Annotated in this window: 20 protein-coding genes; 13 read left to right on the top strand and 7 right to left on the bottom strand. The window is 62.9% G+C overall.

The features are described from left to right. Positions 1 to 31 precede the first annotated feature (31 nt). Positions 32 to 943, top strand: a complete 912-nt coding sequence (locus tag AAIL66_RS13480; RefSeq protein ID WP_080747040.1) for a LysR family transcriptional regulator — start codon at positions 32 to 34, stop codon at positions 941 to 943. Positions 944 to 1,004: 61 nt separating this feature from the next. On the opposite strand, the gene AAIL66_RS13485 is transcribed toward AAIL66_RS13480, so the two are convergent. Then, the gene (locus tag AAIL66_RS13485; protein WP_343496929.1) at positions 1,005 to 1,490 is read right to left on the bottom strand and encodes a glutathione peroxidase; all 486 of its coding nucleotides are present in this window, start codon (positions 1,488 to 1,490) and stop codon (positions 1,005 to 1,007) included. A 218-nt stretch (positions 1,491 to 1,708) separates the two neighbouring features. Between AAIL66_RS13485 and AAIL66_RS13490 the strand changes: the two genes are divergently transcribed. The 4 genes from AAIL66_RS13490 to AAIL66_RS13505 all read left to right on the top strand — a co-directional run bounded on the left by AAIL66_RS13490 (position 1,709) and on the right by AAIL66_RS13505 (position 7,047). After that, positions 1,709 to 4,231, top strand: a complete 2,523-nt coding sequence (locus tag AAIL66_RS13490) for a transglycosylase domain-containing protein (protein ID WP_343496930.1) — start codon at positions 1,709 to 1,711, stop codon at positions 4,229 to 4,231. 127 nt (positions 4,232 to 4,358) lie between these two features. After that, positions 4,359 to 5,882 carry a sodium/proline symporter PutP gene (putP, locus tag AAIL66_RS13495; protein WP_343496931.1) on the top strand — a complete coding sequence of 508 codons (1,524 nt, stop codon included), beginning with the start codon at positions 4,359 to 4,361 and terminating at the stop codon, positions 5,880 to 5,882. A 177-nt stretch (positions 5,883 to 6,059) separates the two neighbouring features. Further along, positions 6,060 to 6,479, top strand: a complete 420-nt coding sequence (locus AAIL66_RS13500; RefSeq protein ID WP_182285035.1) for a ribonuclease domain-containing protein — start codon at positions 6,060 to 6,062, stop codon at positions 6,477 to 6,479. 142 nt (positions 6,480 to 6,621) lie between these two features. Beyond that, complete coding sequence (locus AAIL66_RS13505) at positions 6,622 to 7,047, top strand: barstar family protein (RefSeq protein ID WP_003072350.1); 426 nt, start codon at positions 6,622 to 6,624, stop codon at positions 7,045 to 7,047. A 74-nt stretch (positions 7,048 to 7,121) separates the two neighbouring features. On the opposite strand, the gene AAIL66_RS13510 is transcribed toward AAIL66_RS13505, so the two are convergent. Next, positions 7,122 to 7,814 carry a TerC family protein gene (locus AAIL66_RS13510; protein WP_034406468.1) on the bottom strand — a complete coding sequence of 231 codons (693 nt, stop codon included), beginning with the start codon at positions 7,812 to 7,814 and terminating at the stop codon, positions 7,122 to 7,124. Here AAIL66_RS13510 and AAIL66_RS13515 point away from each other — a divergent pair. The 4 genes from AAIL66_RS13515 (at position 7,813) to AAIL66_RS13530 (ending at position 11,941) form a co-directional block, all read left to right on the top strand. Then, positions 7,813 to 8,031 (top strand): hypothetical protein, encoded by a 219-nt coding sequence (locus AAIL66_RS13515; protein ID WP_343496932.1) that lies wholly within the window; start codon positions 7,813 to 7,815, stop codon positions 8,029 to 8,031. The genes AAIL66_RS13510 and AAIL66_RS13515 overlap by 2 nt on opposite strands. A gap of 61 nt (positions 8,032 to 8,092) precedes the next feature. Continuing rightward, a complete protein-coding gene (locus AAIL66_RS13520) occupies positions 8,093 to 8,785 on the top strand; it encodes a response regulator transcription factor (protein WP_343496933.1) in 693 nt (230 codons plus the stop codon). Positions 8,786 to 8,833: 48 nt separating this feature from the next. Next, entirely contained in the window at positions 8,834 to 10,726 is a 1,893-nt protein-coding gene (locus AAIL66_RS13525; RefSeq protein WP_045839432.1) for an ATP-binding protein, read from the top strand. 18 nt (positions 10,727 to 10,744) lie between these two features. Beyond that, positions 10,745 to 11,941 carry a transcriptional regulator gene (locus AAIL66_RS13530; RefSeq protein WP_343496934.1) on the top strand — a complete coding sequence of 399 codons (1,197 nt, stop codon included), beginning with the start codon at positions 10,745 to 10,747 and terminating at the stop codon, positions 11,939 to 11,941. 25 nt (positions 11,942 to 11,966) lie between these two features. Here AAIL66_RS13530 and mnmA read toward each other — a convergent pair whose 3' ends face one another. Continuing rightward, positions 11,967 to 13,097: a tRNA 2-thiouridine(34) synthase MnmA gene (mnmA, locus tag AAIL66_RS13535; RefSeq protein ID WP_253232969.1), complete on the bottom strand. Its 1,131-nt coding sequence runs from the start codon at positions 13,095 to 13,097 to the stop codon at positions 11,967 to 11,969. 53 nt (positions 13,098 to 13,150) lie between these two features. On the opposite strand from mnmA, the gene AAIL66_RS13540 reads away from it, so the two are divergent. After that, the gene (locus AAIL66_RS13540) at positions 13,151 to 14,089 is read left to right on the top strand and encodes a LysR substrate-binding domain-containing protein (protein WP_034350953.1); all 939 of its coding nucleotides are present in this window, start codon (positions 13,151 to 13,153) and stop codon (positions 14,087 to 14,089) included. Here the strand turns inward: AAIL66_RS13540 and AAIL66_RS13545 are convergent. Continuing rightward, positions 14,073 to 16,088: a DUF2075 domain-containing protein gene (locus AAIL66_RS13545; RefSeq protein WP_343496935.1), complete on the bottom strand. Its 2,016-nt coding sequence runs from the start codon at positions 16,086 to 16,088 to the stop codon at positions 14,073 to 14,075. The two genes, AAIL66_RS13540 and AAIL66_RS13545, sit on opposite strands and share 17 nt — an antisense overlap. A 248-nt stretch (positions 16,089 to 16,336) precedes the next feature. Here AAIL66_RS13545 and tcuA point away from each other — a divergent pair, with 248 nt between their 5' ends. From tcuA to AAIL66_RS13560, 3 genes are all read left to right on the top strand, one after another. Continuing rightward, complete coding sequence (gene tcuA, locus AAIL66_RS13550; RefSeq protein WP_343496936.1) at positions 16,337 to 17,782, top strand: FAD-dependent tricarballylate dehydrogenase TcuA; 1,446 nt, start codon at positions 16,337 to 16,339, stop codon at positions 17,780 to 17,782. A gap of 155 nt (positions 17,783 to 17,937) precedes the next feature. Then, positions 17,938 to 19,149 carry a tricarballylate utilization 4Fe-4S protein TcuB gene (gene tcuB, locus AAIL66_RS13555; RefSeq protein WP_343496937.1) on the top strand — a complete coding sequence of 404 codons (1,212 nt, stop codon included), beginning with the start codon at positions 17,938 to 17,940 and terminating at the stop codon, positions 19,147 to 19,149. A gap of 91 nt (positions 19,150 to 19,240) precedes the next feature. Beyond that, positions 19,241 to 20,224, top strand: a complete 984-nt coding sequence (locus AAIL66_RS13560; protein WP_343496938.1) for a tripartite tricarboxylate transporter substrate binding protein — start codon at positions 19,241 to 19,243, stop codon at positions 20,222 to 20,224. A 213-nt stretch (positions 20,225 to 20,437) separates the two neighbouring features. Here the strand turns inward: AAIL66_RS13560 and AAIL66_RS13565 are convergent, their stop codons facing one another. The 3 genes from AAIL66_RS13565 to AAIL66_RS13575 all read right to left on the bottom strand — a co-directional run. Continuing rightward, positions 20,438 to 20,947 carry a carboxymuconolactone decarboxylase family protein gene (locus AAIL66_RS13565; RefSeq protein WP_343496939.1) on the bottom strand — a complete coding sequence of 170 codons (510 nt, stop codon included), beginning with the start codon at positions 20,945 to 20,947 and terminating at the stop codon, positions 20,438 to 20,440. A gap of 229 nt (positions 20,948 to 21,176) precedes the next feature. Continuing rightward, on the bottom strand, positions 21,177 to 22,100 hold the full coding sequence (locus AAIL66_RS13570) for an RNA polymerase sigma-70 factor (RefSeq protein WP_034406487.1): 924 nt from the start codon (positions 22,098 to 22,100) through the stop codon (positions 21,177 to 21,179). A 210-nt stretch (positions 22,101 to 22,310) separates the two neighbouring features. Beyond that, on the bottom strand, positions 22,311 to 22,511 hold a 201-nt coding region (locus tag AAIL66_RS13575; RefSeq protein WP_343496941.1), incomplete at its 5' end, for a gamma-glutamyltransferase.

The following is a 22,511-nucleotide window of genomic DNA, read 5'->3' on the forward strand; positions in this document are numbered from 1 at the left end:
TATTCAGCCTCAGAGTTCTATTTTTAAAACGATGAAGCTGCCAGATCTCAACGAGCTCTACTACTTCGCCCAAGTGGTCGAGCATGGTGGATTCGCGCCTGCAGGCCGCGCCCTGGGCCTGCCCAAGTCCAAGCTCAGCCGCCGCGTGGCCTTGCTCGAAGAGCGCCTGGGCGCGCAGCTTTTACTGCGTTCCACGCGCAGCTTTGCCGTGACCGAGGTGGGCAAGCGCTACTACCAGCACTGCCGCGCCATGCTGACCGAGGCCGAGGCCGCCGAAGAGTCGGTGGCGCTGGTGCATTCCGAGCCCTGCGGCAAGGTGCGCATGAGCTGCCCCGTGGCCCTGCTGGCCTCACGCGTGGGCCGCATGCTGGGCGAATTCATGCGCCTGTATCCGCGCGTGGAGCTGCAGGTGGACGAGACCAACCGGCGCGTGGACGTGGTCGGCGAAGGCCTGGATCTGGCCCTGCGCGTGCGCCCGCCGCCGCTGCAGGACAGCGATCTGGTGTTGCGCACGCTGGCCGAGCGCCGGCAATGCCTGGTGGCCGCACCCGAGCTGCTGCAGCGCCTGGGTCAGCCCGGCGGCCCCATGGACCTGTCGGCCTGGCCCAGCCTGGACATGGGCGGCGTGCAGGAAACCCACCGCTGGGTGCTGCACGGCCCCGACGCCGTGCGCGCCGAGGTCAGACACCAGCCGCGGCTGGTGACGCAGTCCTTGCTGGCCCTGCGCGACGCGGCCGTGCTGGGCGCCGGCGTGGTGCAGTTGCCCAATATGTTTGTGCGCGAGGAGCTGCGCAGCGGCACGCTGGTGCAGGTGCTGCCAGGCTGGCAGCCGCGGCCCGAGATCATTCACGCCGTCTATGCCTCGCGTCGCGGGCAGCTGCCGGCCGTGCGCGCGCTGCTCGACCATCTGGCCCAATCCTTCAGCGCCCTGTCCGAGGACTAAGCGCCAAAAACGGCTGCAGCGCTTATCGAGCAAGCGCTGGCTGCTATGGATTGCAAGTCTGTCAGACCAGGGCCGCCTCGATATCGCCGGCCAGCTTCTCGGGCTTGTCCTGAGGCGCGTAGCGGCGTATCACCTGCCCGTCACGGCCCACGAGGAATTTGGTGAAATTCCATTTGATGGACTTGGTGCCCAGCACACCCGGCGCTTCGGAGGTGAGCCAGCGGTACAGCGGATGCGCACCGTCACCGTTGACCTCGATCTTGTGCATGAGCGGGAAGCTGACGCCGAAGTTCAGCTCGCAAAAGCTCGAGATCTCGTCATCCGAGCCTTTTTCCTGGGCACCGAACTGGTTGCAGGGAAAGCCCAGTACCACCAGGCCCCGGTCCGCATACTGTTCGTGCAGTGCCTGCAGCCCCTTGTACTGGGGCGTGAAGCCGCAGGCACTGGCGGTATTCACGATCAGCAATACCTTGCCCTGATACTGCGACAGAGGAGTGCTGCGCCCCTGGATGTCGGTGGCTTCAAAGTCATAAACACTGTTTGCCATGCTGCTCTCCCGCCAAAGTGAAGCCCCAAGCTTAAGGCAGTCGGCAAAACATCTCACCACTGGAAACAAGCCTGCGCAGCCACGCCACGGAGACAATACTGGGGCTGCGACCATAGAAAAACCGATCCCCGCAAGCAGAGCGCCTGTTTTTTGGGCATTCTTCGCAGTCTTGCCTTCTTGCGGCCCTTGGCGGGCTGCCTTGCAACGTGCGTTTGTCCTTGAACGAATTGAAAGAAAAATGGGTAGCTCAGGCCACAGCTCTGTGGACGCGCGCTCGCGCCAGCACTGCCGGCCAGCGCATTGCGGCCCTGCCCTGGTGGCGTCGCTGGCCGACGCGGCGTGAATGGCTGTGGTTTGCCGCAGCCTTGCCGGTGCTGTTTGTCGTCTATGTGCTGCTGCTGATTCCGTTCACGCCCAGCATCAGCGACATCCGCAAGGCCAAGCTAGAGCAGCCCGCGCAGATACTGAGCGCAGACGGCAAACTGATCGGCGAGTTCAAGCGCAGCAACCGCCAGTGGGTGCCGCTGGAGCAGATTTCGCCCGCCGTGGTCAAGGCCCTCGTGGCCACCGAAGACCACCGCTTCTACGAGCACCATGGCATGGACTTCACGCGCACCGTGGGTTCGGTCATCCACACGTTGGGCGGCAATCCCCAGGGCGGCTCCACCATCACCCAGCAGCTGGCGCGCAATCTCTATCCCACGGAAATCGGCCGCGCCCGCAATGTGAACCGCAAGCTCAAGGAGGCGATCACGGCCTTCAAGATCGAAGCGCTCTACACCAAGGACGAGATTCTCGAAACCTATCTGAACACCGTGCCCTTTCTCTACAACGCCTATGGCATAGAGATGGCGGCGCGCACCTATTTCGACAAACCGGCGGCCAGGCTCACGGTGCTGGAAAGCGCCACGCTGGTGGGCATGCTCAAGGGCAATGCCTATTACAACCCGGTGATCAACCCCGACCGCGCGATTGCGCGGCGCAACACCGTGCTGAGCCAGATGGTCAAGCGCGGCGAACTCAAGGACGATGAGTTCGAGCGCCTCAGGAAACGCCCCATGCGTCTGGACTTCGAGCGCCAGGAAGAACCTACGGGCATGGCGCCGCATTTTTCCCAGCAGCTGCGCAAATGGCTGATCGCCTGGGCCGACAAGCACGACTACAACATCTATACCGACGGCCTGGTGGTGCGCACCACCCTGGATTCGCGCCTGCAGAACTGGGCGCAGCAGGCCGTGAACCGCCAGATGCATACGCTGCAAGGCATTGCCAACAACAACTGGAGTCACCGCGACGGCTGGAGCGCAGAGAACGCGCTGGTGCTGCAGCTGGTGCGCGAAACGGAGGCCTTCCGCAGGCTCGCCAGAAGCGGCAAACCTTCCGACATCAGCGAGGAAGAGGCGCTCAAGAAGCTGCTGACCGACAAGACCTTCATGAGGCAGCTGCGCGAGGACAAGACCCGCGTGCAGGCCGGCTTTCTGGCCATAGACCCGCGCAGCTCGGCCGTGCTGGCCTGGGTGGGCAGCCGCGACTATGCCCAGGATGCGTTCGACCATGTGACCCAGGCACGCCGCCAGCCCGGCTCCACCTTCAAGCCCTTTGTCTATGGCGCAGCCCTGCAGCGTGGCGCCAGGCCCGAGGACACACGCAAGGACGAGGCCGTGGAAATCCAGCTGCCTGGCGGCGAGGTATGGCGTCCCAGCGACGCCGTCGAGCCCACGGGCGTGCCCATGAAACTCGGCGACGCGCTGGCCTATTCCAAGAACACCATCACTGCCGAGCTGGGTCAGGAAGTGGGCATGGACCGCGTCATCAAGCTGGCCCGCGGCCTGGGCGTGCGCCAGAGCCCGCTGGAGTCCGTGCCTTCGCTGGCACTGGGCTCCAGCCCCGTCACGCTGCTGGAAATGGTCAACGCCTACGGCAGCATTGCCAACTCCGGTCGCTACATACCGCCCCAGCTGGTCACCCGTATCGAGAATGCCGACGGCGAGCTGCTGGCCGAATTCACTCCGCCCAAGCCCGATCAGGTCTGGGACGAGGAAGAGAACTACGGTCTGCTGGAGATGATGCGCGCCGTGATCGACAAGGGCACAGGCCGCGCGATTCGCAAGCAATACGGCATTCGCGCCGACGTGGCCGGCAAGACCGGCACCACCCAGGGCAATGCCGACGGCTGGTTCATCCTCATGCACCCGCAGATCGTGGCCGGTGCCTGGGCAGGCTTCAACGATGCACGCATCACGCTCAAGAGCGACCAGTGGGGCCAGGGTTCGCGCAGCGCCCTGCCCATGGTGGGTGACTTCATGTCGCGCGCCATGCGCAGCCCGCTGCTCAATGCCAAGGCCCGGTTCACCGAGCCCAACACCAGCCACTGGTGGAGCGATCTGGTGGGCCGTCTGCGCGACAAGGTTCAGGAATGGAGCGGGCCCGCAGATGAGGGCAACGACCCTGATCGCACAGCGCCGACAGCTCCCGCCCATCCAGCGCCCAACAGAAGCAATGGCAGCGAGGTGGACATCATCGAGAGCACGCCCGCTGCACCGCCCTCGACAGGCGGCCAGCCCGCGCCAGCCGACAGCAGCGCCCAGCCGCCTGACCTCGACAGCAGCCCCGGGCTGGCTCCCGGCGAGATGATGTCTGCGCCTGCACCGAGCAAAGCCCCCGCGCCTTCAAGCTGGAGCGACGTAGGCACACCGCTGCCGCCTGCGGCGCCGCTGAATGCGCCGCAGGACAGCCAGTAGCGCGGTTTTCAGCCACATGCCCCACTGGGCTGTCGAATAACTGGTCCAATTGCAGACTGATACCCGCCAGCAGGTCTCCCACCAGGAGGCCGCTGGCGGATTTGTTTTCGCCGGGCATGTAACCCACATGCCGATGGCGCTGCGCCGATCCGGAGCCGACATGACCGCCAATACGCCAACCATCGTCACCTTTGCCATCTACCTGCTGGGCATGCTGCTCATCGGTTGGGCGGGATACAAAGCCACGTCCAACCTGTCCGACTACATCCTGGGCGGGCGCAGTCTGGGCTCGGTGGTCACGGCCCTGTCGGCCGGGGCATCGGACATGAGCGGCTGGCTGCTCATGGGCCTGCCCGGGGCGGTGTTTGCCACCGGCCTGTCGGCCTCGTGGATTGCCATCGGCCTGTGCGTCGGTGCCTGGCTCAACTGGCGCTTTGTGGCGGCACGCCTGCGCGTCTATACCGAAAAGGTGGGCAATGCGCTGACATTGCCCGATTACTTCACCAACCGCTTCGAGGATGGCAGCAGTCTGCTTCGCATCGTCACCGCGCTGGTGATTCTGGTGTTCTTCACCGTCTACTGCGCCTCCGGCGTGGTCGCCGGAGCCCACCTGTTCGAATCCATGTTCGGCATGGACTACCAGACAGCCCTGTGGGTGGGTGCCGTGGCCACCATGGCCTATGTGTTCATCGGCGGCTTTCTGGCCGTGAGCTGGACCGACACCATCCAGGCCTCGCTGATGATCACCGCGCTGATTCTGGCGCCGCTGATGGTGATCTATGCCGATGGCGGCGTTGGGGCCAGCGCAGCCATCATCGAAACCGCCCGCAGCGGCGCCTTCGACATGTTCAAGGGTCAGGGGGCGATTGCCATCATCTCTTTGCTGGCCTGGGGTCTGGGCTACTTCGGCCAGCCCCACATTCTGGTGCGCTTCATGGCGGCCGAGTCGATCAAGACCATTCCCAACGCGCGCCGCATCGGCATGAGCTGGATGATGCTGTGCCTGGGCGGCGCCGTGGCCGTGGGCTTCTTCGGCATTGCCTTCTTTGCCAGCCGCCCCGAGATTGCGGCAAACGTCAACGGCAACCATGAACTCGTGTTCCTGGAAGTCGCCAAGCTGCTGTTCAATCCCTGGATCAGCGGCGTGCTGCTGGCCGCCGTGCTGGCGGCCGTGATGAGTACCCTGTCCTGCCAGTTGCTGGTCTGCTCCAGCGCCCTCACGCAAGATATCTACAAGACCTTTCTGCACAAAAGCGCCAGCCAAAAGCAGCTGGTCTGGTTTGGCCGCGCCATGGTGTTCGCCATTGCCTTGATCGCCATCCTCATTGCGCAGGACCCCCAGGCCAAGGTGCTGGGCATGGTCAGCAATGCCTGGGCCGGCTTCGGCGCCGCCTTCGGCCCGCTGGTGCTGATCTCGCTGCTCTGGGCCCGCATGACACGCAACGGCGCGCTGGCCGGCATGGTCGTGGGTGCGGTCACGGTTCTGGTCTGGCAGCATTACCAATGGTTCAAGCTCTATGAGATCGTTCCCGGATTTGCGTTTTCCGCTATCGCAATCATAGTGGTCAGCCTGCTGGACAAAGCGCCTTCTGCCACGATCACGGCCAAGCACCGCGAGGTGGAGGCTGAAATCGCTGCCCACGGCGAATAAAAGCTGCCACGCCCCTACCCAAGCCCTGTCCGGCCATGCCGACAGGGCTTTTTTGTCGTCGAAAACCGCTCTACAGACTGCACAAAAAATAGGCGCAACTTGCATTTTCGAGGCCTATCCGTCACACTTACGGGTCGAAATTTCAGGCATTACCTGAGATTCTGAAAGGTTTAGTGAATGCTCAAGGCCGCTGCAGCCAAGGTATATCAGACGGGTTTAGCGTTGATGCTGGGTGCCGCTTTTGCGCTGGCATCCCCTGCGGCTTTGGCGCGCAAAGCGCCCGAAGTCGGTGCCACCGTTCCCGGCTTTGAGACCGTGAGCCTGGCCGATCTGCCGCGCGAAGGCCGCACCACCTATGGTCGTATCCTCCAGGGCGGTCCGTTTTCCAGCGACAAGGACGGCACTGTATTCGGCAACCGTGAGCGCATACTTCCGCGCCAGGCCAGAGGCTATTACCGCGAATACACGGTGCGCACTCCAGGCGCGAAAAACCGGGGTGCGCGACGCATAGTCTGTGGCGGCTTGCAGCCCCAGGTGCCCGATGCCTGCTTCTACACGGGCGACCACTACAACAGCTTTCAGCAAATCGTCCAATGAAGTTAAAAGACGCCCTCCAGGCCCGCCATACAGCGGCTTTTGACCTCTTGAATTCCGCAGCGGCGGTTTGCGCAGACAGCCTACAGCGCTGTCAGTACCGACTCTGCCACCAGTTTTGATGTTTTTAGAAAGAATCACGGAGATGGACACGCCACTTCGTAAGCCCTCGGAAACACCGTTGCGCAATGTTCGCCCGAACATCGTGCAATCCATTCGCGCCTATCGCATTCCTGATCTTCAGGCAGCAGCAGAGGCGCTGGGCTCCCATTTCCTCTATGCCAACCTGGCCCATGCCCAGACCAAGGCCGATGTTTTCGAGCTGCTGTCCACACAGTTCTACCTGCCGGCACACTTTGGCAAGAACTGGGATGCGCTGTATGACTGCATGACCGACCCGATCAACAAATCCGGCCCGCAACCCGGTTTTGTGGTGGTGCTCGACCAGATTCCGACCACTCCCAAGTTCGACAAGGAAGTGCGCGAGCAGTTGCTGGACGTGTTCCGCGATACCGCGGACTTCTGGGCAGAGCGCAAGATTCCCTTCCGCTGCTTTTACTCATTCCTATAGGCCGGCTGCTGCGGCGCACACAACACAAAATGCCCGCCTTGAATGCGGGCGTTTTTGCTTTTAGAACCAAGGGCTCAGGCAGTGCTGTCCTGAGCGGCGACCTTGAGCTGCATCCACTTGCCCATTGCAATCACCAGCACGGCGCCGCAAGCGGCCGCTGCGTAATGCGCCCAGGGATTGATCCGTACAAAACCTTCGAGCATATGGTCGCTGGTGATGGTTTCGCCGGCCACCCAGCCAATCAGTGCCGCGCCCAGAGTGACGATGACCGGAAAACGCTCCATCAGCTTGATCATCAGCGTGGAGCCAAAGATGACCAGCGGAATACTGATGGCCAGGCCCAGAATCAGCAGCAGCATATCGCCGCCCGCTGCCGCAGCCACGGCGATCACATTGTCCAGGCTCATGACCAGATCGGCGAGCAAAATGGTGCGAACGGCAGCCATCATGCCCTGCCTGGCCACGCTGCCGGAATCCTCTTCTTCATCTTCGCCCTTGAGCAGGCCCACGCCAATCCACAGCAGCAGCAGGCCACCGATCACCTCGACGAATGGCAGCTGCATCAGCTTGGCAGCCACCACCGTCAGGACAATACGCAACACCACGGCGGCACCGGAGCCGAACAGCACCGCTTTTTTCTGCTGCTCCGGCGGCAGGCCACGTGCGGCCAGAGCAATGACCACCGCGTTGTCACCCGAGAGAATGATGTTGATCCAGACGATCTTGAACAAGCCGATCCAGAAATCGGCACCGAGCATGGCATCCATGGAAAATATTCCTGAGTTCTCTGTCCATTGCACCTTGAACGGACAAACGCCCGGCACTGCAAAGCCAGGCGTGATCAATGCAGGGAAGTTTAGCCAACTGCCTCTTGGAGCCGCTATCGGCGTATTGCTTCTGACGTCATGGGAATTGCAGGCCACGGAGTTCGCTTCCGTTTTGGGACAGACTCCGCAGGCACCTCAAATTACCAGTTTTCAGTGATAGCCAAGCGACTTGATCTCGGTAACAGTGGGACACGAAAACCAGCGGCACCTCACACAATATGGCAGAGACTTTTTCCCTCCCTACAGAGTCCATTCTCCCCAGCCCCTTGATCGTGGTGGAGGATGAGCCGTTGATCCGCAATCGGCTGGAAAACATTTTGCATGGCCTCGGATATGCGGATGATGCCCTCATCTTTGCAGCAACCCTGGGGCAGGCACGCGCCCGGCTGGCGGAGCATCCAGTCGCCATGGCACTGGTGGACCTGGGCTTGCCCGACGGCAGCGGCATAGAGCTGATCAGCCAGTTGCGCGCCGCCGATCCCGGCATGGGAATTCTGGTCATCTCCGCCTGGAGCACCGAGGACGCCATTCTGTCGGCGCTGCGTGCCGGGGCCAACGGCTATGTGCTCAAGGAGCGCGACGACCTGGAGGTCACCCTGTCCATACGCAGTGTGCTGCGCGGTGGCGCCCCCATCGACCCTTTCATTGCACGGCGCATCATTGCCGAGTTGCAGCCCTCCCAGCCCACGGAAGCGCACAAGGAGATGCCGCCCGAAGCCATACTCAGCACCCGCGAAATCCAGATCCTCAAGCTGGTCGCAGACGGCATGACCAACCGGGAGATCGCAGAGTCGCTCTTTCTCTCGCGCTACACCGTGGAGTGCCATGTGAAGAACATTTACCGCAAGCTGGCCGTGCCTTCGCGCACCAAGGCGGTCAGCGAGGCCCGGGCACGCGGTTTGCTGAGCTGAATGTTCAAGCGGTCGGCTCTCTTGCTCCGCCTGATATTTGCGCTCGTCATGAGCTGGAGTTGCGGCGTGGCCTGGGCACAGGAGCCCAGGCCTCAGGATCTGCTCTGTGAACCGCGCATTGTGGCCCGCCAATCGGCCAAGGCACTGCCCGAGGGGCCTCCACCCGATGCGGCCTTGCTGAAATGGGTGGATGTGCCGGGGCTGGATGACTGGAGTCAACGCTGGCCCGGCTATGACGGTGCAGCCTGGTACCGCATCGATTGGGAGAGCCCCTGCGGGCGCGATCAGCCCGTGGCGCTGGCCGTCGTCAATATCGTGATGGCGGGCGAAGTGTTCGTGAATTCAGAACTGATCTGGCGCGATCAATCGCTGGTGGAGCCGCTGAGCCGCAGCTGGAATATGCCACGCTACTGGCTGCTGCCCAAGGCGCTGCTCAAGGAGCAGGGCAACAGCATCTGGGTGCGCGTCCACGGGCTCAGCAGCCAGACGCCAGGCCTGGGGCGGCTGCGCATAGGCCATCCAGCCGAGCTCAAGCAATGGACGGCACAGGCCACCTGGAACCTGCGCACCATTTATATGGTCTGCATCACGGTCAGCCTGGTGCTATGCCTGCTGTTTTCGTTTGCCTGGCTCCACAACCGCAATCAAAAACTCTATGGCTGGTACGCACTCAATCTAATGTGCTGGGCACTGATGCTCTGCTTTATGGTCATGACTGATCCCTGGCCCTTCAGCAGCACGCCGGCCTTTGCCAAGGGAAATCTGCTGGTTTTCATTGCCTTTACCTACACTTTCTGCATTTTTACCCTGCGCTTTGCGGAATTACGCCTCATGCGTCTGGAACGTACGCTGACCGGCATATGCGGCCTCTGCGCTGTATTCGCCCTGTCTGTCCCCGATGCACAGATGGCGCTGAGCCAGGCCGTCTGGCTGCTGATGTTCTGTCTTTGCGCTCTGGTCTGCCTGCTGTTTCCACTGCGCGCGCTGCAGACACGCACGCCAGCCCACATCGCTTTCAGCCTCTGCTTCGTGCTCTACCTGGCCATCGGCGTGCACGACCTGCTGCTGCTGACCAAGACCCTGGATCACAATCTGACGCTGACTCCCTATACCACCTTGCTGAGCATGCTGGTGATCGCGTGGTTGCTGGGGCGGCAGGTCGTGTGGAATATGCGCCGCATCGAGCACTTCAACCACGAACTCAGTCTCACCGTCACACAAGCCTGCGACGACCTGAGCCAGACCCTGGAGAGGGAGCACCATCTGGCTCTGAGCCACTCCCGCCTGCAGGAACGTCTGCGCATTTCCCAGGATCTGCACGACGGTCTGGGCGGCTCTCTGGTGCGCTCCATTGCCCTGGTCGAGCAGAGCAGCGCCCCTTTGCCCAATGCCCAGGTGCTGTCCATGCTCAAGCTCATGCGTGACGACCTGCGTCAGATGATTGATACCGGCACCAGCACCGCCATCCAGGTTCCCGAGACACCCATGCAGTGGCTTGCTCCGCTGCGCCACCGCTTTGCACGGCTGTTCGAGGAGCTGGACATTCAGGTGAAGTGGTGTCTGCCCGAATACTGGACTCACGCGCCCAGCCCCATTCAGTGCCTGACGCTGACCCGCGTGCTGGAAGAGGCATTGACCAATGTCATCAAGCACAGCCGCGCCAGCCAAGTCCAGGTTCGGCTGGAGATTCCCGACTCCAGGGAGTTGCAGCTGCAGATCGAGGACAACGGCACAGGCTTTGATCTCGACAGCACCCAGATCAACAGCATGGGCGTGGGCATGCGCAGCATGCTGGCGCGACTGGAGCGCCTGCAAGGCACTCTGGTCATACAGTCCCGCCCCGGCCGCACCGAGCTGCGAGCCAGCCTGCCGCTGTTCGGCAAGGTGCAACGCCACACCGATGTACAGAGCTCCATGCCGTCTCCCCAGAGCATCTGGTAACTGCGCTAAGCTTTCTGCATGCCCCTGCTTATCGACGGAACACCGCATGAAGACGGCGTCTTCACCCTACAGCTGACTCCTGACGCGCCGCACAGACTCAAAACCAGCCCCGGTCAGGGCAGCCTGACCCTTGGCCCCAGGACGCTGTTGAAAACAGCGGACCTGTGGCTGCCTGTCGACGCCTGCGTGCTCTGGTCCTGCTTTGACCCCTTTGCCACGCCCGCCGGCTCGCCCTGGCCACGCAGCTTCTACTACACGGGCAATGACAGCGGCTTCTTCACATGGGCGCAGTTGCGTGCTATCGAAAACTTCAGCTGGTACCCACAGCTGCAGCAAGATGTACATATCGACGCCAGCCGGTCACAGATTCGCGAACTGAGCATTCATCTGCAAGCGGGCAATCAGGGCCACATCCACCTGAAGCTGCCGCAGCAGGGCATGCGCCTTCATCTGCATGGCAATCTGGAGCAAATCACCATCACCGCAGGCCTGCCTGAAAGCCTGAGTTTGAGCCCGGCCACCAGCAAGAACCCGGCCGACGAAGCCTTCCAGCTGCCCGACATGGGCAGCCTGAAACAGGTCACCACGCTGGAGCTGCGCAACGGAGCGGGAAAGCAACCCATTTCGCTGCAAAATCTGCTGCAGTTTTCAAAGCTGGAATCGCTCTCCCTGTGGGGTAACCACAGCGATTTGGCTCAGCTTTCATCATGTACGCAGCTCAAGGCGCTATCACTGCGTTTTATGCGCCATCTGTCGGGACTGCCTGCGCTGCCAACCTGGCCGGAGCTGGACTTCTTCATCGCCTACAACGTGGAAGAAGCCACTGGCAAACACCTGCGCCAGCAACTCAAGGACCGTGCCAAGGCACGACCCTGGGCTGACTACACATCCGTCAGCCAGTTGCGCAAGCCCGAATGGTGGGCCAAGGAATATGGGCGGCCATTTGCGGGCTGGCCCGCAGCCCGCGCCAGGATTGCGCATGCGGCTTATGAGCTGGCAGAGCAGGAAATCGGCACTGCCAGCAGCCTTGGCCATGTGCAAGCTGCACTGACGGCCTTTGCCGCCCGCTTCAACACGGTCAAGGGCATTGAAACCAGCGAGCGTGAAGACCTGGGGCTGGCCGTGCAGCAACTGGCACAACTGCCTGCGGCGCTGGCCCTGAAGCTGACGGATGAGCAGGCCCTGCAGTGGTTTGATGAAAGCCGCGACTACTAGTGATTACCTAGCGCCTACCTAGCGCTTACCTAGTGGCCGCAGGATCGACCTGCGCAATGATGCCGCCGCCCAGGCAGACATCGCCGTCATAGAGCACGGCGGACTGACCAGGGGTGACAGCCCACTGCGCTTCTGGAAAGTCCAGACGGAAGCCGGCATCCGTGGCCTGGGAAATCAGCGCAGGCGAATCGGGCTGACGGTAGCGGGTCTTGGAGCCGTAGGCCTTGCCCTCGGCCGGAGCATGGCCGGCCACCCAGCTGACCTGATCGGCCAGCAGGGCATGCGACTGAAGCAGCGGATGGTCATGGCCCTGCACCACGCGCAGAATGTTCTTGTCCATTTCCTTGCGCGCCACAAACCAGGGCGCATGGTCGCCCGCACCACGGGCTGCGCCCTTTTCCTTGACGCCGCCAATGCCCAGACCCGAACGCTGGCCCAGCGTGTAGAAGGACAGGCCCACATGCTTGCCCAGCTTGCGGTTGCGGTCGTCGAGGATAGGCCCCGGCTCCTTGCTGATGTAGCGGTTCAGGAAGTCGCGGAATGGGCGCTCGCCGATGAAGCAGATACCCGTCGAGTCCTTCTTCCTGGCATTGGGCAGGCCAATCTCTTCGGCAATGCGGCGCACCTCGGTCTTGTGCAGCTCGCCCACGGGAAACATGGCCTTGGACAGCTGGGCCTGGTTCAGCCGGTGCAGGAAATAGCTCTGATCCTTGCTGTTGTCCAGGCCCTTGAGCAGCTCGAACAGCTGGGTGGACGGATTCTGGCGCACACGTGCATAGTGGCCGGTGGCGATCTTCTCGGCACCCAGGCGCATGGCGTGGTCGAGGAAGGCCTTGAACTTGATCTCCGCATTGCACAGCACGTCCGGATTGGGCGTGCGACCGGCCTGGTACTCGCGCAGGAACTCGGCAAACACGCGATCCTTGTAGTCGGCGGCGAAGTTCACGTGCTCGATCTCGATGCCGATCACGTCGGCCACGGCCGCAGCATCGACAAAGTCGATATTCGACGAGCAGTACTCGCTGTCGTCGTCATCTTCCCAGTTCTTCATGAAGATGCCGACGACCTCATGGCCCTGCTGTTTGAGAAGATAGGCGGTGACGGCGGAATCCACACCGCCCGACAAACCCACCACGACACGCTGCTTGTTGCTCATAGGTATGCGATTATCCCAGCGCCCGTCAACTGCTGCGGGCGTGAGGATTTGCCATGGAACTGCGCCAGCTGCGCTACTTTGTACGAATTGTTGAACTGGGCTCCATGAGCCGGGCGGCGCTGGATCTGGACATGGTGCAATCGGCGCTGAGCCAGCAGATCAGCCGCCTGGAGTCGGAACTCTCGACCCGGCTGCTGCAGCGCACACCACGCGGAGTCATCCCCACCGAGGCCGGCCAGGCCTTTTTCCACCAGGCCCAGCTGACCCTGCGCCATGCCCAGCAGGCCATTCACGCTGCCCAGCAGGCGCGGCTGTCGGGCGCCGTCAGCATGGGACTGTCGCCCACGATTGCCAATGTGCTGGGCCTGCCGCTGATGCGAGCCATGCGCGAACGCTACCCCGATGTGAGGCTGCACATGGTGTCAGCCCTCTCGGGGCATCTGACCAGTCTTCTCAACGCCAGACAGCTGGATCTGGCTATCCTTTTCGATACTCAGAGCGCCCGGCGCTGGAGCGTGATGCCGCTGCTGGAAGAACAGCTGTTTCTGATTCAGTCGCGCCAGCAACCGGTGGCGCCGCAGATTCGGCATGAAGTGCCCATCAGCCTGGAGCAGTTGCAGCAAGTGCCGCTGATCCTGCCCTCGGGCAGCCACGGCCTGCGCAGCTCCATCATGGCCTCGTTCACCAGCGCCGGTTTCCAGTCGCAGATGGCCATGGAAATCGACTCGCTGTCCCTGCTGATGGAAGCGGTCGCTGCCGGCATGGGCGCCACAGTCCAGCCCTGGTCGGCCGTGGGCATGTACCGTGATGCTGCCGAGCGTTTTCAGTGGTCGCAAATCGCCGATGACTCGGTGCGGCGCAAGGCCGCGCTGTGCAGCCTGTCGGACGATGAGCTCTCGCCAGCAGCTCTTGCCGCCCGCATAGTGCTGATGGATTGCGCACGCCAGCTGGTGCAGTCAGGGGGATGGGTGGGGGCTAAGCTGGTGTCCTAATAAGCACCTCGGGAATACCCAAAAGCGCCAAATATTCCCAGCTCGGGTCATAAAACTGCGAATCGCGCGTTGAGTCTTGTTCGTCGCCCTCGGGCACCACAATAACCATGCCTTGGCGCGCTCTGGTGAGCAACACCCGGTAGGCATTCAAGCGATAGCGTTGATCGACCTCTTGCCGAATCTCTTGCCACCGCGTGCCGCTGAAGCTGCGAAAGCGCCAGGGGGCGGATGGGTTCTGGGGCTGGTACATCAAATCGCCATCCCAAACCACCATGGTCCAATCCAACTCCAAGCCCTGCACATCGAACTCACTGCCGGCATCTTCCAGGTAATAAGACGATCTCACGTCATTGGCATCGTTCAAGAACCATGCACAAGGGTCGATCTTCACGCCCATATTCAAGCCCAAGGGCTTGATGCGCTTGGCGCCCGAGGATGCCAACGCCCCATAGCGCTCGCTGCCCCGTGCCTTGCTTTTAAGCCACTGCTTGGCCTGTGCCAACGAGCGCGTGCGCACGATGGGGTAATGTTTGAGCACTTGCTGCAGCTGCGCTTTTGCCTCAGCAATCTCGCCAGCCATCACGGCGGCGATGGCTTGTGACAGCCGCTCTGAACGAAAAGATCGTAGCGACACCCCTAGGTGCAATGCGGGCGAGCGCACGATTTGGCTATGTTTTATCTCTGACAACTGAAAGCTGTGCAGATAGCTGCTGTTCTCCAATTGCGCGGGAAGATAGATATCCCAATGCGTAAAGCGGTCCCGCAGCGCGCGCAGCCATTCTTCCAATCCGGCTTCGCCGGTGTTGATTTCTTGGCCTCCGCCAATTAAGCAAACAATGGCAGCCCAGCCCTCGTGCCTGTCCATCACACCAATCAAAAAAGCTGGCTCTGATTGGTCAAAGTCGGGCTGGTTGCGCTTGGTACGCATGAACTTGCTGGCTTGCTCGCGGTCCCATGCGCGCTGGGCTTCATCAAAAACTACCACCCTCTCAACAGGCGCCGCCTCGCTTTTAAGGTTGTCATCTCGAAAATGGTGAATGTTTTGGATAAACGCCTTGGCTTTGCGCTCTGCATCGTTTTTTCTGACGGGCTGGGCGCTTTGCTTGCTTTGCAGCACTTCATCGCGGGCCAACGCCTCCCGCAAAACATCCACCAAAGGGCCATTGCCCGACAAGAACACCGCATGCTCTTGCTCATCAGCATCATGTTTGCGGCGCTCGCACACCAAGTTCAGCCCCGCCAAAGTCTTGCCTGCACCTGGCACGCCAGACACAAAGCAAATCACCTTTCGCTTGAACTGCCGCGCACGATCAATCGCCGCCGTCAACGCCTCGGTGGTAGCTCCTAAGTTCTCTGCCCCGGCTTCGGAGTGCGTAATCTCCTCCACCCCATGACCTTTGTAGAGGGCTTGCGAGGCCTCCACAATGGTAGGCGTTGGCCGGTATCCGGCAGCCAGCCAGGCTGCATAGTCCAGTTCAAGCCCTGCGGCAGACTGCGCGAACTTCGCCAGCACCGCGCGCAAGCTGTCGGTATTGGCTTGGATGACAGGGTAGATGCCATCCACTGGGTAGGTATAGACCTGCTCCACATCCGGCGCAGCAGTCGCTACCAAGATGGGTGCAATCACTGCCGTATGGCTGCCCCCATGAAAGTTGCGCAGGTCCAAGGCATAGTCCAAAACCTGTGTTTGCGCCGCCGCGTCGTATTGCTTGGCGCCCACCTTGAACTCCAGTACCGCCACTTTGTTCCCCAAAAGCAGCAAGTTATCCACGCGCCGGCCAATGCGGGGGATGACGAACTCAAAGCCGATCATGCCTTCCATACTGGAGTCGAGCGCCTCGCGGAGAATTTCGATCTGCTGCTTCCAAGCCCCCATTTGCTCCGTCGCTACATCACCTTCGGATGCGATGGAAAGTTGCCCCAAGATGGTATGGTCTGAGGCAGCAAAAAATTCCTGAATCGTGGCGATGTATGCAGCGCGCTGGGAAGGTTTTTTCATTTCTAAGGGCGATGTCCAAAACCGTTTGAGCATAGCCCGCGCACGGCAATGCGAGCTGCTTCGGCGTCAATTCATCACAAATCGTGATACCCCTATCCCCTCCCCCTGCTACACGGGTGAGGCGGCACTCACTACATTCCGGTTCAATACTTGTTTGACGGTGTCCCCCCTCTCACGCGGGGTCGCCGCCTGCGCTCGATTCCCCCACGTTGAACCGCCACCGGCCCCCCCGTCCGTGGCAGCCCATCATGAAAACTGAAGCCTTTGACACCGATGTACTCGTCATCGGTGGTGGCAATGCCGCCCTGTGCGCCGCGCTAATGGCGCGCGAAGCCGGCAGCCGCGTGCTGCTGCTCGAATCCGCACCGCGCGAATGGCGCGGCGGCAACTCCGGCCACACCCGCAATCTGCGCTGCATGCACGACGCTCCCCAGGACGTGCTGGTCGAGGCCTATCCCGAAGAAGAGTACTGGCAGGACTTGCTCAAGGTCACGGGCGGCATCACCAACGAGCATCTGGCGCGCATGGTGATCCGGGCCTCCTCGACCTGCCGCAACTGGATGCGCAGGCATGGCGTGCACTTCCAGCCGCCGCTGTCGGGCGCGCTGCATGTGGCGCGCACCAATGCCTTCTTCATGGGCGGCGGCAAAGCGCTGGTGAACGCCTATTTCCGCAGCGCCGAAAAGCTGGGCGTGGAAATCCGCTACGAGTCCCCCGTGGACAAGCTCGAAATCGAGAATGGCCGGTTCCAGGCTGCCTGGGTCAAGACCAAGGATGGCAGCCAGCGCATCACGGCCAAGAGCTGCGTGCTGGCGGCGGGCGGCTTCGAGTCCAACCGCGAATGGCTGCGCGAGGCCTGGGGCCAGAACGAGCGCGGCGAATGGCCGGCCGACAACTTCATCATCCGCGGCACGGCCTTCAACCAGGGCGTACTGCTCAAGCATATGCTGCAAGAGCAGCAGGCCGACGGCCTGGGCGATCCCACACAAGCGCACATGGTGGCCATCGATGCCCGCGCCCCGCTGTACGACGGCGGCATCTGCACGCGTATCGACTGCGTCTCGCTGGGTGTGGTGGTGAACCGCGATGCCCAGCGCTTCTATGACGAGGGCGAGGACTTCTGGCCCAAGCGCTATGCGATCTGGGGCCGTCTGGTAGCCCAGCAGCCCGGCCAGATCGCCTACTCCATCATCGACAGCAAGGCCATAGGCCGCTTCATGCCGCCGGTGTTCCCTGGCGTGAAGGCCGACTCCCTGCCCGAGCTGGCGCAGAAGCTGGGGCTGGACGTGGACACCTTCATGGCCACGCTCGACGCCTACAACGGCAGCTGCAAGGTCGGCCATTTCGACCATACAGCGCTGGACGACTGCCACACCGAAGGCCTGGCTCCGGCCAAGACGCACTGGGCGCGCCCGCTCGATACCGGACCTTACTACGGCTATGCGCTGCGCCCCGGCGTGACCTTCACCTATCTGGGCCTGAAGGTGGACGACACCTCCGCCGTGCGCTTCAAGGACCAGCCCAGCCAGAACCTGTTCGTGGCCGGCGAAATGATGGCCGGCAATGTGCTGGGCAAGGGCTACACGGCTGGCGTGGGCATGTCGATAGGCACCGCCTTTGGCCGTATTGCCGGGCGCAATGCCGCTCTCGCGGCTGCTGGCAAACCCGCTATCCATGGCGCCGTAAAGGACTGAAATGAAACACCCCCTGAGCGGCTTCGCCGCTTCCCCCTCCCTCTTTGGGAGGGGGACAACGCCCTCGCTGCGGGGCGGCCCTTGCTCGGCGTCTCTGACTTGGAGCACGCCAGTTTCAAGTGATGCGAATCACGCTCAACATCATTGATACTGACATGCAAACCCTGAAATCCCTGCAAGAACTGGGCAAGGAAGCCCAGACCCTGGCCACCGGCAAGGTGATTCCCATCCTCCCCGCCCCAACGGAAACCGCTGCCGAAAGCGAAGTGGCGCGCGTGATGCAGATCTGCAATGCCTGCCGCTATTGCGAAGGTTTCTGCGCCGTGTTCCCGGCCATGACGCGCCGTCTGGAGTTCGGCAAGGCCGATGTGCATTACCTGGCCAATCTCTGCCACAACTGTGGCGCCTGCCTGCACGCCTGCCAGTACGCACCGCCGCACGAATTCGGCATCAACATTCCCAAGGCCATGGCCGAAGTGCGCGGCCAGACCTATGCCGACTATGCCTGGCCGCCCGCCATGGGCAAGCTGTACCAGAAGAACGGCCTGACCCTGTCCCTGGCACTGGTGGCCGGACTCTTCCTGTTCCTGGCGCTGGCCGTCGCAGCGCAAGGTGGCATTGGCCAGCTGTGGAACGGCAATCTGGGCAACAACTTCTACAACCTGTTCCCGCACAATCTGCTGGTCGGCATCTTTGCGCCGGTGTTCCTGTTCGTGGTGTTTGCGCTGTCCATGGGCGTGCGCCGGTTCTGGAAGGATGTGAAGCCCGCCACCAGCAATGTGGATGTCAGCGGCCCTGCCGCTGCCGAAGCCACACACGACGTGCTGCGCCTGAAATACCTGGACGGCGGCCATGGCGACGGCTGCCACAACGAGGACGACGAGTACACGCTCAAGCGCCGCCGCTTCCACCACCTGACCTTCTACGGCTTCATGCTGTGCTTTGCAGCCACGAGCCTGGCCACGGTCTATCACTATGTCTTTGATCTGCCTGCTCCCTACGAGCTACCCAGTCTGCCCAAGATTCTGGGTGCCCTGGGCGGCGTGAGCCTGATGATCGGCACGGCCGGCCTCTGGATGCTGAACCGCGCGCGCCATCCGCTGCATGGCGATGCCAAGCAAAAGCCCATGGACCTCGGCTTCATCGCCCTGCTGTTCCTGGTGGCTGCCAGCGGTCTCGCGCTATGGCTGGGCCGCACCACGCCGGCGCTGGCACTGCTGCTGTGCCTGCACCTGGGCGCCGTGATTGCGCTGTTTGCCACCCTGCCCTACGGCAAGTTTGCCCACGGCGTGTTCCGCACGGCTGCGCTGCTGCGCCACAACACCGAAAAGCGCGAGCCCAGCCCCATCGGCCTGGGCGCTGATTGAGCGAAGTCCCATGACAGGCACGCCCGCCGTGCCTGCTTTCAAAAAAATCAGCCGGGATACCGGCATTCCTTTCCGACCAAGGAGACATCCCATGATGAACAAACGCCATTTCCTGCGCGCCACCTCCGTGGCCGCCTCCCTGCTGAGCCTGGGTTCGGCGGCACAGGCCGCACCCGACTGGCTGCCCAACAAGCCCGTGACCCTGGTCGTGGGCTTTGCCGCAGGCGGCGCCGCCGACGCGGCGGCGCGCATGATTGCCAAGAAGCTGGGCGAGAACATCGGCCAGACCGTGGTGGTGGACAACAAGGGCGGCGCAGGCGGCAATATCGCCCACCAGTTCGTGGCCAAGGCACCGACCGACGGATCGGTGCTGCTGTTCGGCTCCATCGGCCCGCTGACGATTGCGCCCCACATCATGAAGGTAGGCTACAACCCCTTCTCCGATCTGGCTCCCATCTCGGGCGGTGTGAACTTCCCCAATGTGCTGGTGGTGCACAAGGGCGCGGGCGTGAAGAACCTGGCCGAGTTCGTGGCCAAGGCCAAGAAGAGCCCCGGCAGCGTGGACTATGCATCGACCGGCGCGGGCTCGGCCTCGCATCTGGCAGGCGAGTTGTTCAACCAGCGCGCCGGCGTGGAGATGGTTCACGTGCCCTACAAGGGCGGCGCACCGGCCCTGCAGGACCTGCTGGGCGAGCGCGTTACCTCCTACTTCGCCGCACCCCCGACGGCCCTGCCGCATGTCGAGACAGGCAAGCTGATTCCGCTGGCCACCACGGGTCTGACGCGCCCCGCCTATATGCCCAATATCCCCACCGTGGCCGAAGCGGGCTTCCCCGGCTTTGAGGCGCTGAACTGGTATGCCTTCGTCGCCCCCGGCAAGACCCCCACGCCCGTGTTGGATCGCTGGAACCTGGAAATCGTCAAGGTGCTCAAGGACCCCGGCGTGGCCGAGGCGCTCAAGGTCCACGGCCTGACGCCCCAGCCCACGACGCGGGCCGAGTTCGCGGCCTTCATGAAGAAGGAGTACGAGCAATGGGGCAAGGTGGTCAAGGAACGCAAGATCACCCAGAACTGAGTGCGTGTTCACGATCTGAGAGCACAAACCCGCTCCCGCCGATGGCATAGCGCGTGAATTGGGCGCAATCCAGGTCAGGGCGGCGAGCAAGGGCCTCGCTGGCCGCACCTCACCGGCCGCACCGCCCTGCAGCGAGGCCGTCGTCCCCCTCCCTCGCAGCGAGAGAGGGCGCCGTGCCACGGGCGCCGTGCCACGGGGAAGCCGTACAGCCGCTCAGACGGTGATGGGCTTTTTCTCCACGGGAGCCGCAAAGCCCACGCACAGACGGTTCCAGACATTGATGCAGCCGATGGCGTAGCTGAGTTCGACGATTTCGCGCTCGCTGAAGTAGGGGCGCAGGGCCTCGAAGTCCTGCTGCCCGGGATGGGCCTGGCTCAGCTGGGTGCAGCGCTCGGCCCAGTTCAGCGCGGCGCGCTCGCGCATCTCGAAGAAGTCCACCTCGCGCCAGGTCACCACGCTGTTGATGCGCTGCAGGTCCTCGCCGCGCGACAGCAGCTCGCGCACATGCATGTCCACGCAGAAGGCGCAGCCGTTGATCTGCGAGACGCGCAGATAGACCAGCTCCAGCAACTGCACACCGAGGCTGGAGCGCGCGATCTGGGCGTTGAGGCCGGCCTGCGCCTTGTAGAGTTCGGGAGCCAGCGCACGGAAGTCCAGGCGCGGCGTGGGGATGGCAATAGGGTTGGCGGTGGGGCTGGCGGTGGGGTTGGCGGTGTCGGCCATGTGAATACTCCTTGAGGCATTGCAGGCCCGCCCCTGCGGCCGGCCCATAGCTCTTAGACGCGGCAGCGCTGCGGTTTGTGACAGGGTCCGCCATCCATCTCCGGGTTATCAATAAACATAGCTGTTATCGCTCTGCATGAAGCAAACTCATCAACAAAACTATCTGAATTTGTTGATTGACTAGCGGTAGCAGCTATTGTTTTTTGCCTTCTGCGACAGACCCAGCCCCTCAGGCAGCCGGCACCAGCACGCGGGTCAGCTTGTCCGGATTGCGCAGCGTGTAGATGCGCCGGATCAGTCCGTCCTCGACCAGCAGCGTCTGCACCGACTCCACCTGGCCGTCCACACAGCGCACCAGACCCGGCAGGCCGTTGACCCGCGCCAGATGCAGGGTCTGCTCCTGCCCGTCGCGGCGCAGACGCCGGGCCGTGGCGAAGTACAGCAGCGCCAGGCGGCGCCCGGTCTCCAGCACGCGGCCAAAGGATGCCACCTTGCCGCCGCCGTCGCTGATCAGCGCGGCGTCGGGTGCGAAGAGCGCCTGGATCTGCGCCAGATCGCCGCCCCGTGCAGCCTGGGCAAAGCGGCGCAACAGCTCGGCATGGGCTTGTGCGGGTGCCTCGAAGCGCGGCCGCCCGGCCTTCACATGGGCACGCGCGCGGTGCACCAGCTGGCGGCAGGCGGCCTCGCTGCGGCCCAGCGCCTGGGCTACTTCGGCGTAGTCGGCATCGAAGACCTCGCGCAGCAAAAAGGCCGCGCGCTCCTCGGGAGTCAGTTGCTCCAGCACGAACAGCAGCGCCGTGGAGACATCGTGTGCCTGCTCCAGCAGCTCCTCGGCCGAGGGAGCGGCCTCGGTCCAGGGCTGGACCAGCGGCTCGGGCAGCCAGAAACCCGCATAGTGCTCGCGCTCCACGCGCAGGCGCCGCAGCCGGTCTATGGCCAGCCGCGTGGCCGTGGTCACCAGCCAGGCCTCGGGCTGGGCAATCGCGGCGCGCTCGCTGTCCTGCCAGCGCAGCCAGACATCCTGCACCAGATCCTCGGCCTCAGCGCGCTGGCCCAGCATGCGATAGGCCAGGCCGAACAGGCGCGGGCGATGGCGCTCGAAATCCTGCAGTCCCGCATCGGCGGACGGCGCAGTGTGGGAAGTGGGGCTCACGTGATGTCTCCTGCAAATAGGCCGGGCCAGCCACCCAGTGTGACAGGCACCAAGCCCTAGACGCAGAACGCACAGCTTTTGTGACAACGCAGCCAAAAACTGGCAGAGCCCAAGCCAGGGACGGCAAGCAAGGGCCTCGCCGGCCGCGCCGCCCCGCAGCGAGGCCGTCGTCCCCCTTGGGGGGGAAGCGGCACAGCCGCTCAGGGGGGATCAATACCCCACCGCGCACCCATCCTTGCGCGGATCGGAACCCGCGATGTAGTGCTCGCCGTCGCGCAGCACCAGCTGGGCGCCGCCAAAGGCGAACACGCCGTGGCCGGTCTCGATGCTGACCTCGTGCCCGCGTGCGCGCAGCTGCTCAACCACGGCGGCATCGAAGGACGGCTCCACGGCCACTCCCTTGCCGCCGGA

This window comes from Comamonas sp. F1-6 (assembly GCF_039581415.1).
In the GTDB taxonomy this organism is placed as follows: domain Bacteria; phylum Pseudomonadota; class Gammaproteobacteria; order Burkholderiales; family Burkholderiaceae_C; genus Comamonas; species Comamonas thiooxydans.

What these genes read in the sequence shown, in the direction of transcription:
- AAIL66_RS13505 (WP_003072350.1), top strand. Translation starts at nt 6,622, where the DNA reads ATGGACACGCCACTTCGTAAGCCCTCGGAAACACCGTTGCGCAATGTT.
- AAIL66_RS13545 (WP_343496935.1), bottom strand. Translation starts at nt 16,088, where the DNA reads ATGAAAAAACCTTCCCAGCGCGCTGCATACATCGCCACGATTCAGGAA.
- AAIL66_RS13530 (WP_343496934.1), top strand. Translation starts at nt 10,745, where the DNA reads ATGCCCCTGCTTATCGACGGAACACCGCATGAAGACGGCGTCTTCACC.
- putP (WP_343496931.1), top strand. Translation starts at nt 4,359, where the DNA reads ATGCCGATGGCGCTGCGCCGATCCGGAGCCGACATGACCGCCAATACG.
- AAIL66_RS13520 (WP_343496933.1), top strand. Translation starts at nt 8,093, where the DNA reads ATGGCAGAGACTTTTTCCCTCCCTACAGAGTCCATTCTCCCCAGCCCC.
- AAIL66_RS13510 (WP_034406468.1), bottom strand. Translation starts at nt 7,814, where the DNA reads ATGGATGCCATGCTCGGTGCCGATTTCTGGATCGGCTTGTTCAAGATC.
- AAIL66_RS13565 (WP_343496939.1), bottom strand. Translation starts at nt 20,947, where the DNA reads ATGGCCGACACCGCCAACCCCACCGCCAGCCCCACCGCCAACCCTATT.
- AAIL66_RS13540 (WP_034350953.1), top strand. Translation starts at nt 13,151, where the DNA reads ATGGAACTGCGCCAGCTGCGCTACTTTGTACGAATTGTTGAACTGGGC.
- AAIL66_RS13500 (WP_182285035.1), top strand. Translation starts at nt 6,060, where the DNA reads ATGCTCAAGGCCGCTGCAGCCAAGGTATATCAGACGGGTTTAGCGTTG.
- tcuA (WP_343496936.1), top strand. Translation starts at nt 16,337, where the DNA reads ATGAAAACTGAAGCCTTTGACACCGATGTACTCGTCATCGGTGGTGGC.
- mnmA (WP_253232969.1), bottom strand. Translation starts at nt 13,097, where the DNA reads ATGAGCAACAAGCAGCGTGTCGTGGTGGGTTTGTCGGGCGGTGTGGAT.
- tcuB (WP_343496937.1), top strand. Translation starts at nt 17,938, where the DNA reads ATGCAAACCCTGAAATCCCTGCAAGAACTGGGCAAGGAAGCCCAGACC.
- AAIL66_RS13525 (WP_045839432.1), top strand. Translation starts at nt 8,834, where the DNA reads ATGAGCTGGAGTTGCGGCGTGGCCTGGGCACAGGAGCCCAGGCCTCAG.
- AAIL66_RS13515 (WP_343496932.1), top strand. Translation starts at nt 7,813, where the DNA reads ATGGAAAATATTCCTGAGTTCTCTGTCCATTGCACCTTGAACGGACAA.
- AAIL66_RS13480 (WP_080747040.1), top strand. Translation starts at nt 32, where the DNA reads ATGAAGCTGCCAGATCTCAACGAGCTCTACTACTTCGCCCAAGTGGTC.
- AAIL66_RS13560 (WP_343496938.1), top strand. Translation starts at nt 19,241, where the DNA reads ATGATGAACAAACGCCATTTCCTGCGCGCCACCTCCGTGGCCGCCTCC.
- AAIL66_RS13485 (WP_343496929.1), bottom strand. Translation starts at nt 1,490, where the DNA reads ATGGCAAACAGTGTTTATGACTTTGAAGCCACCGACATCCAGGGGCGC.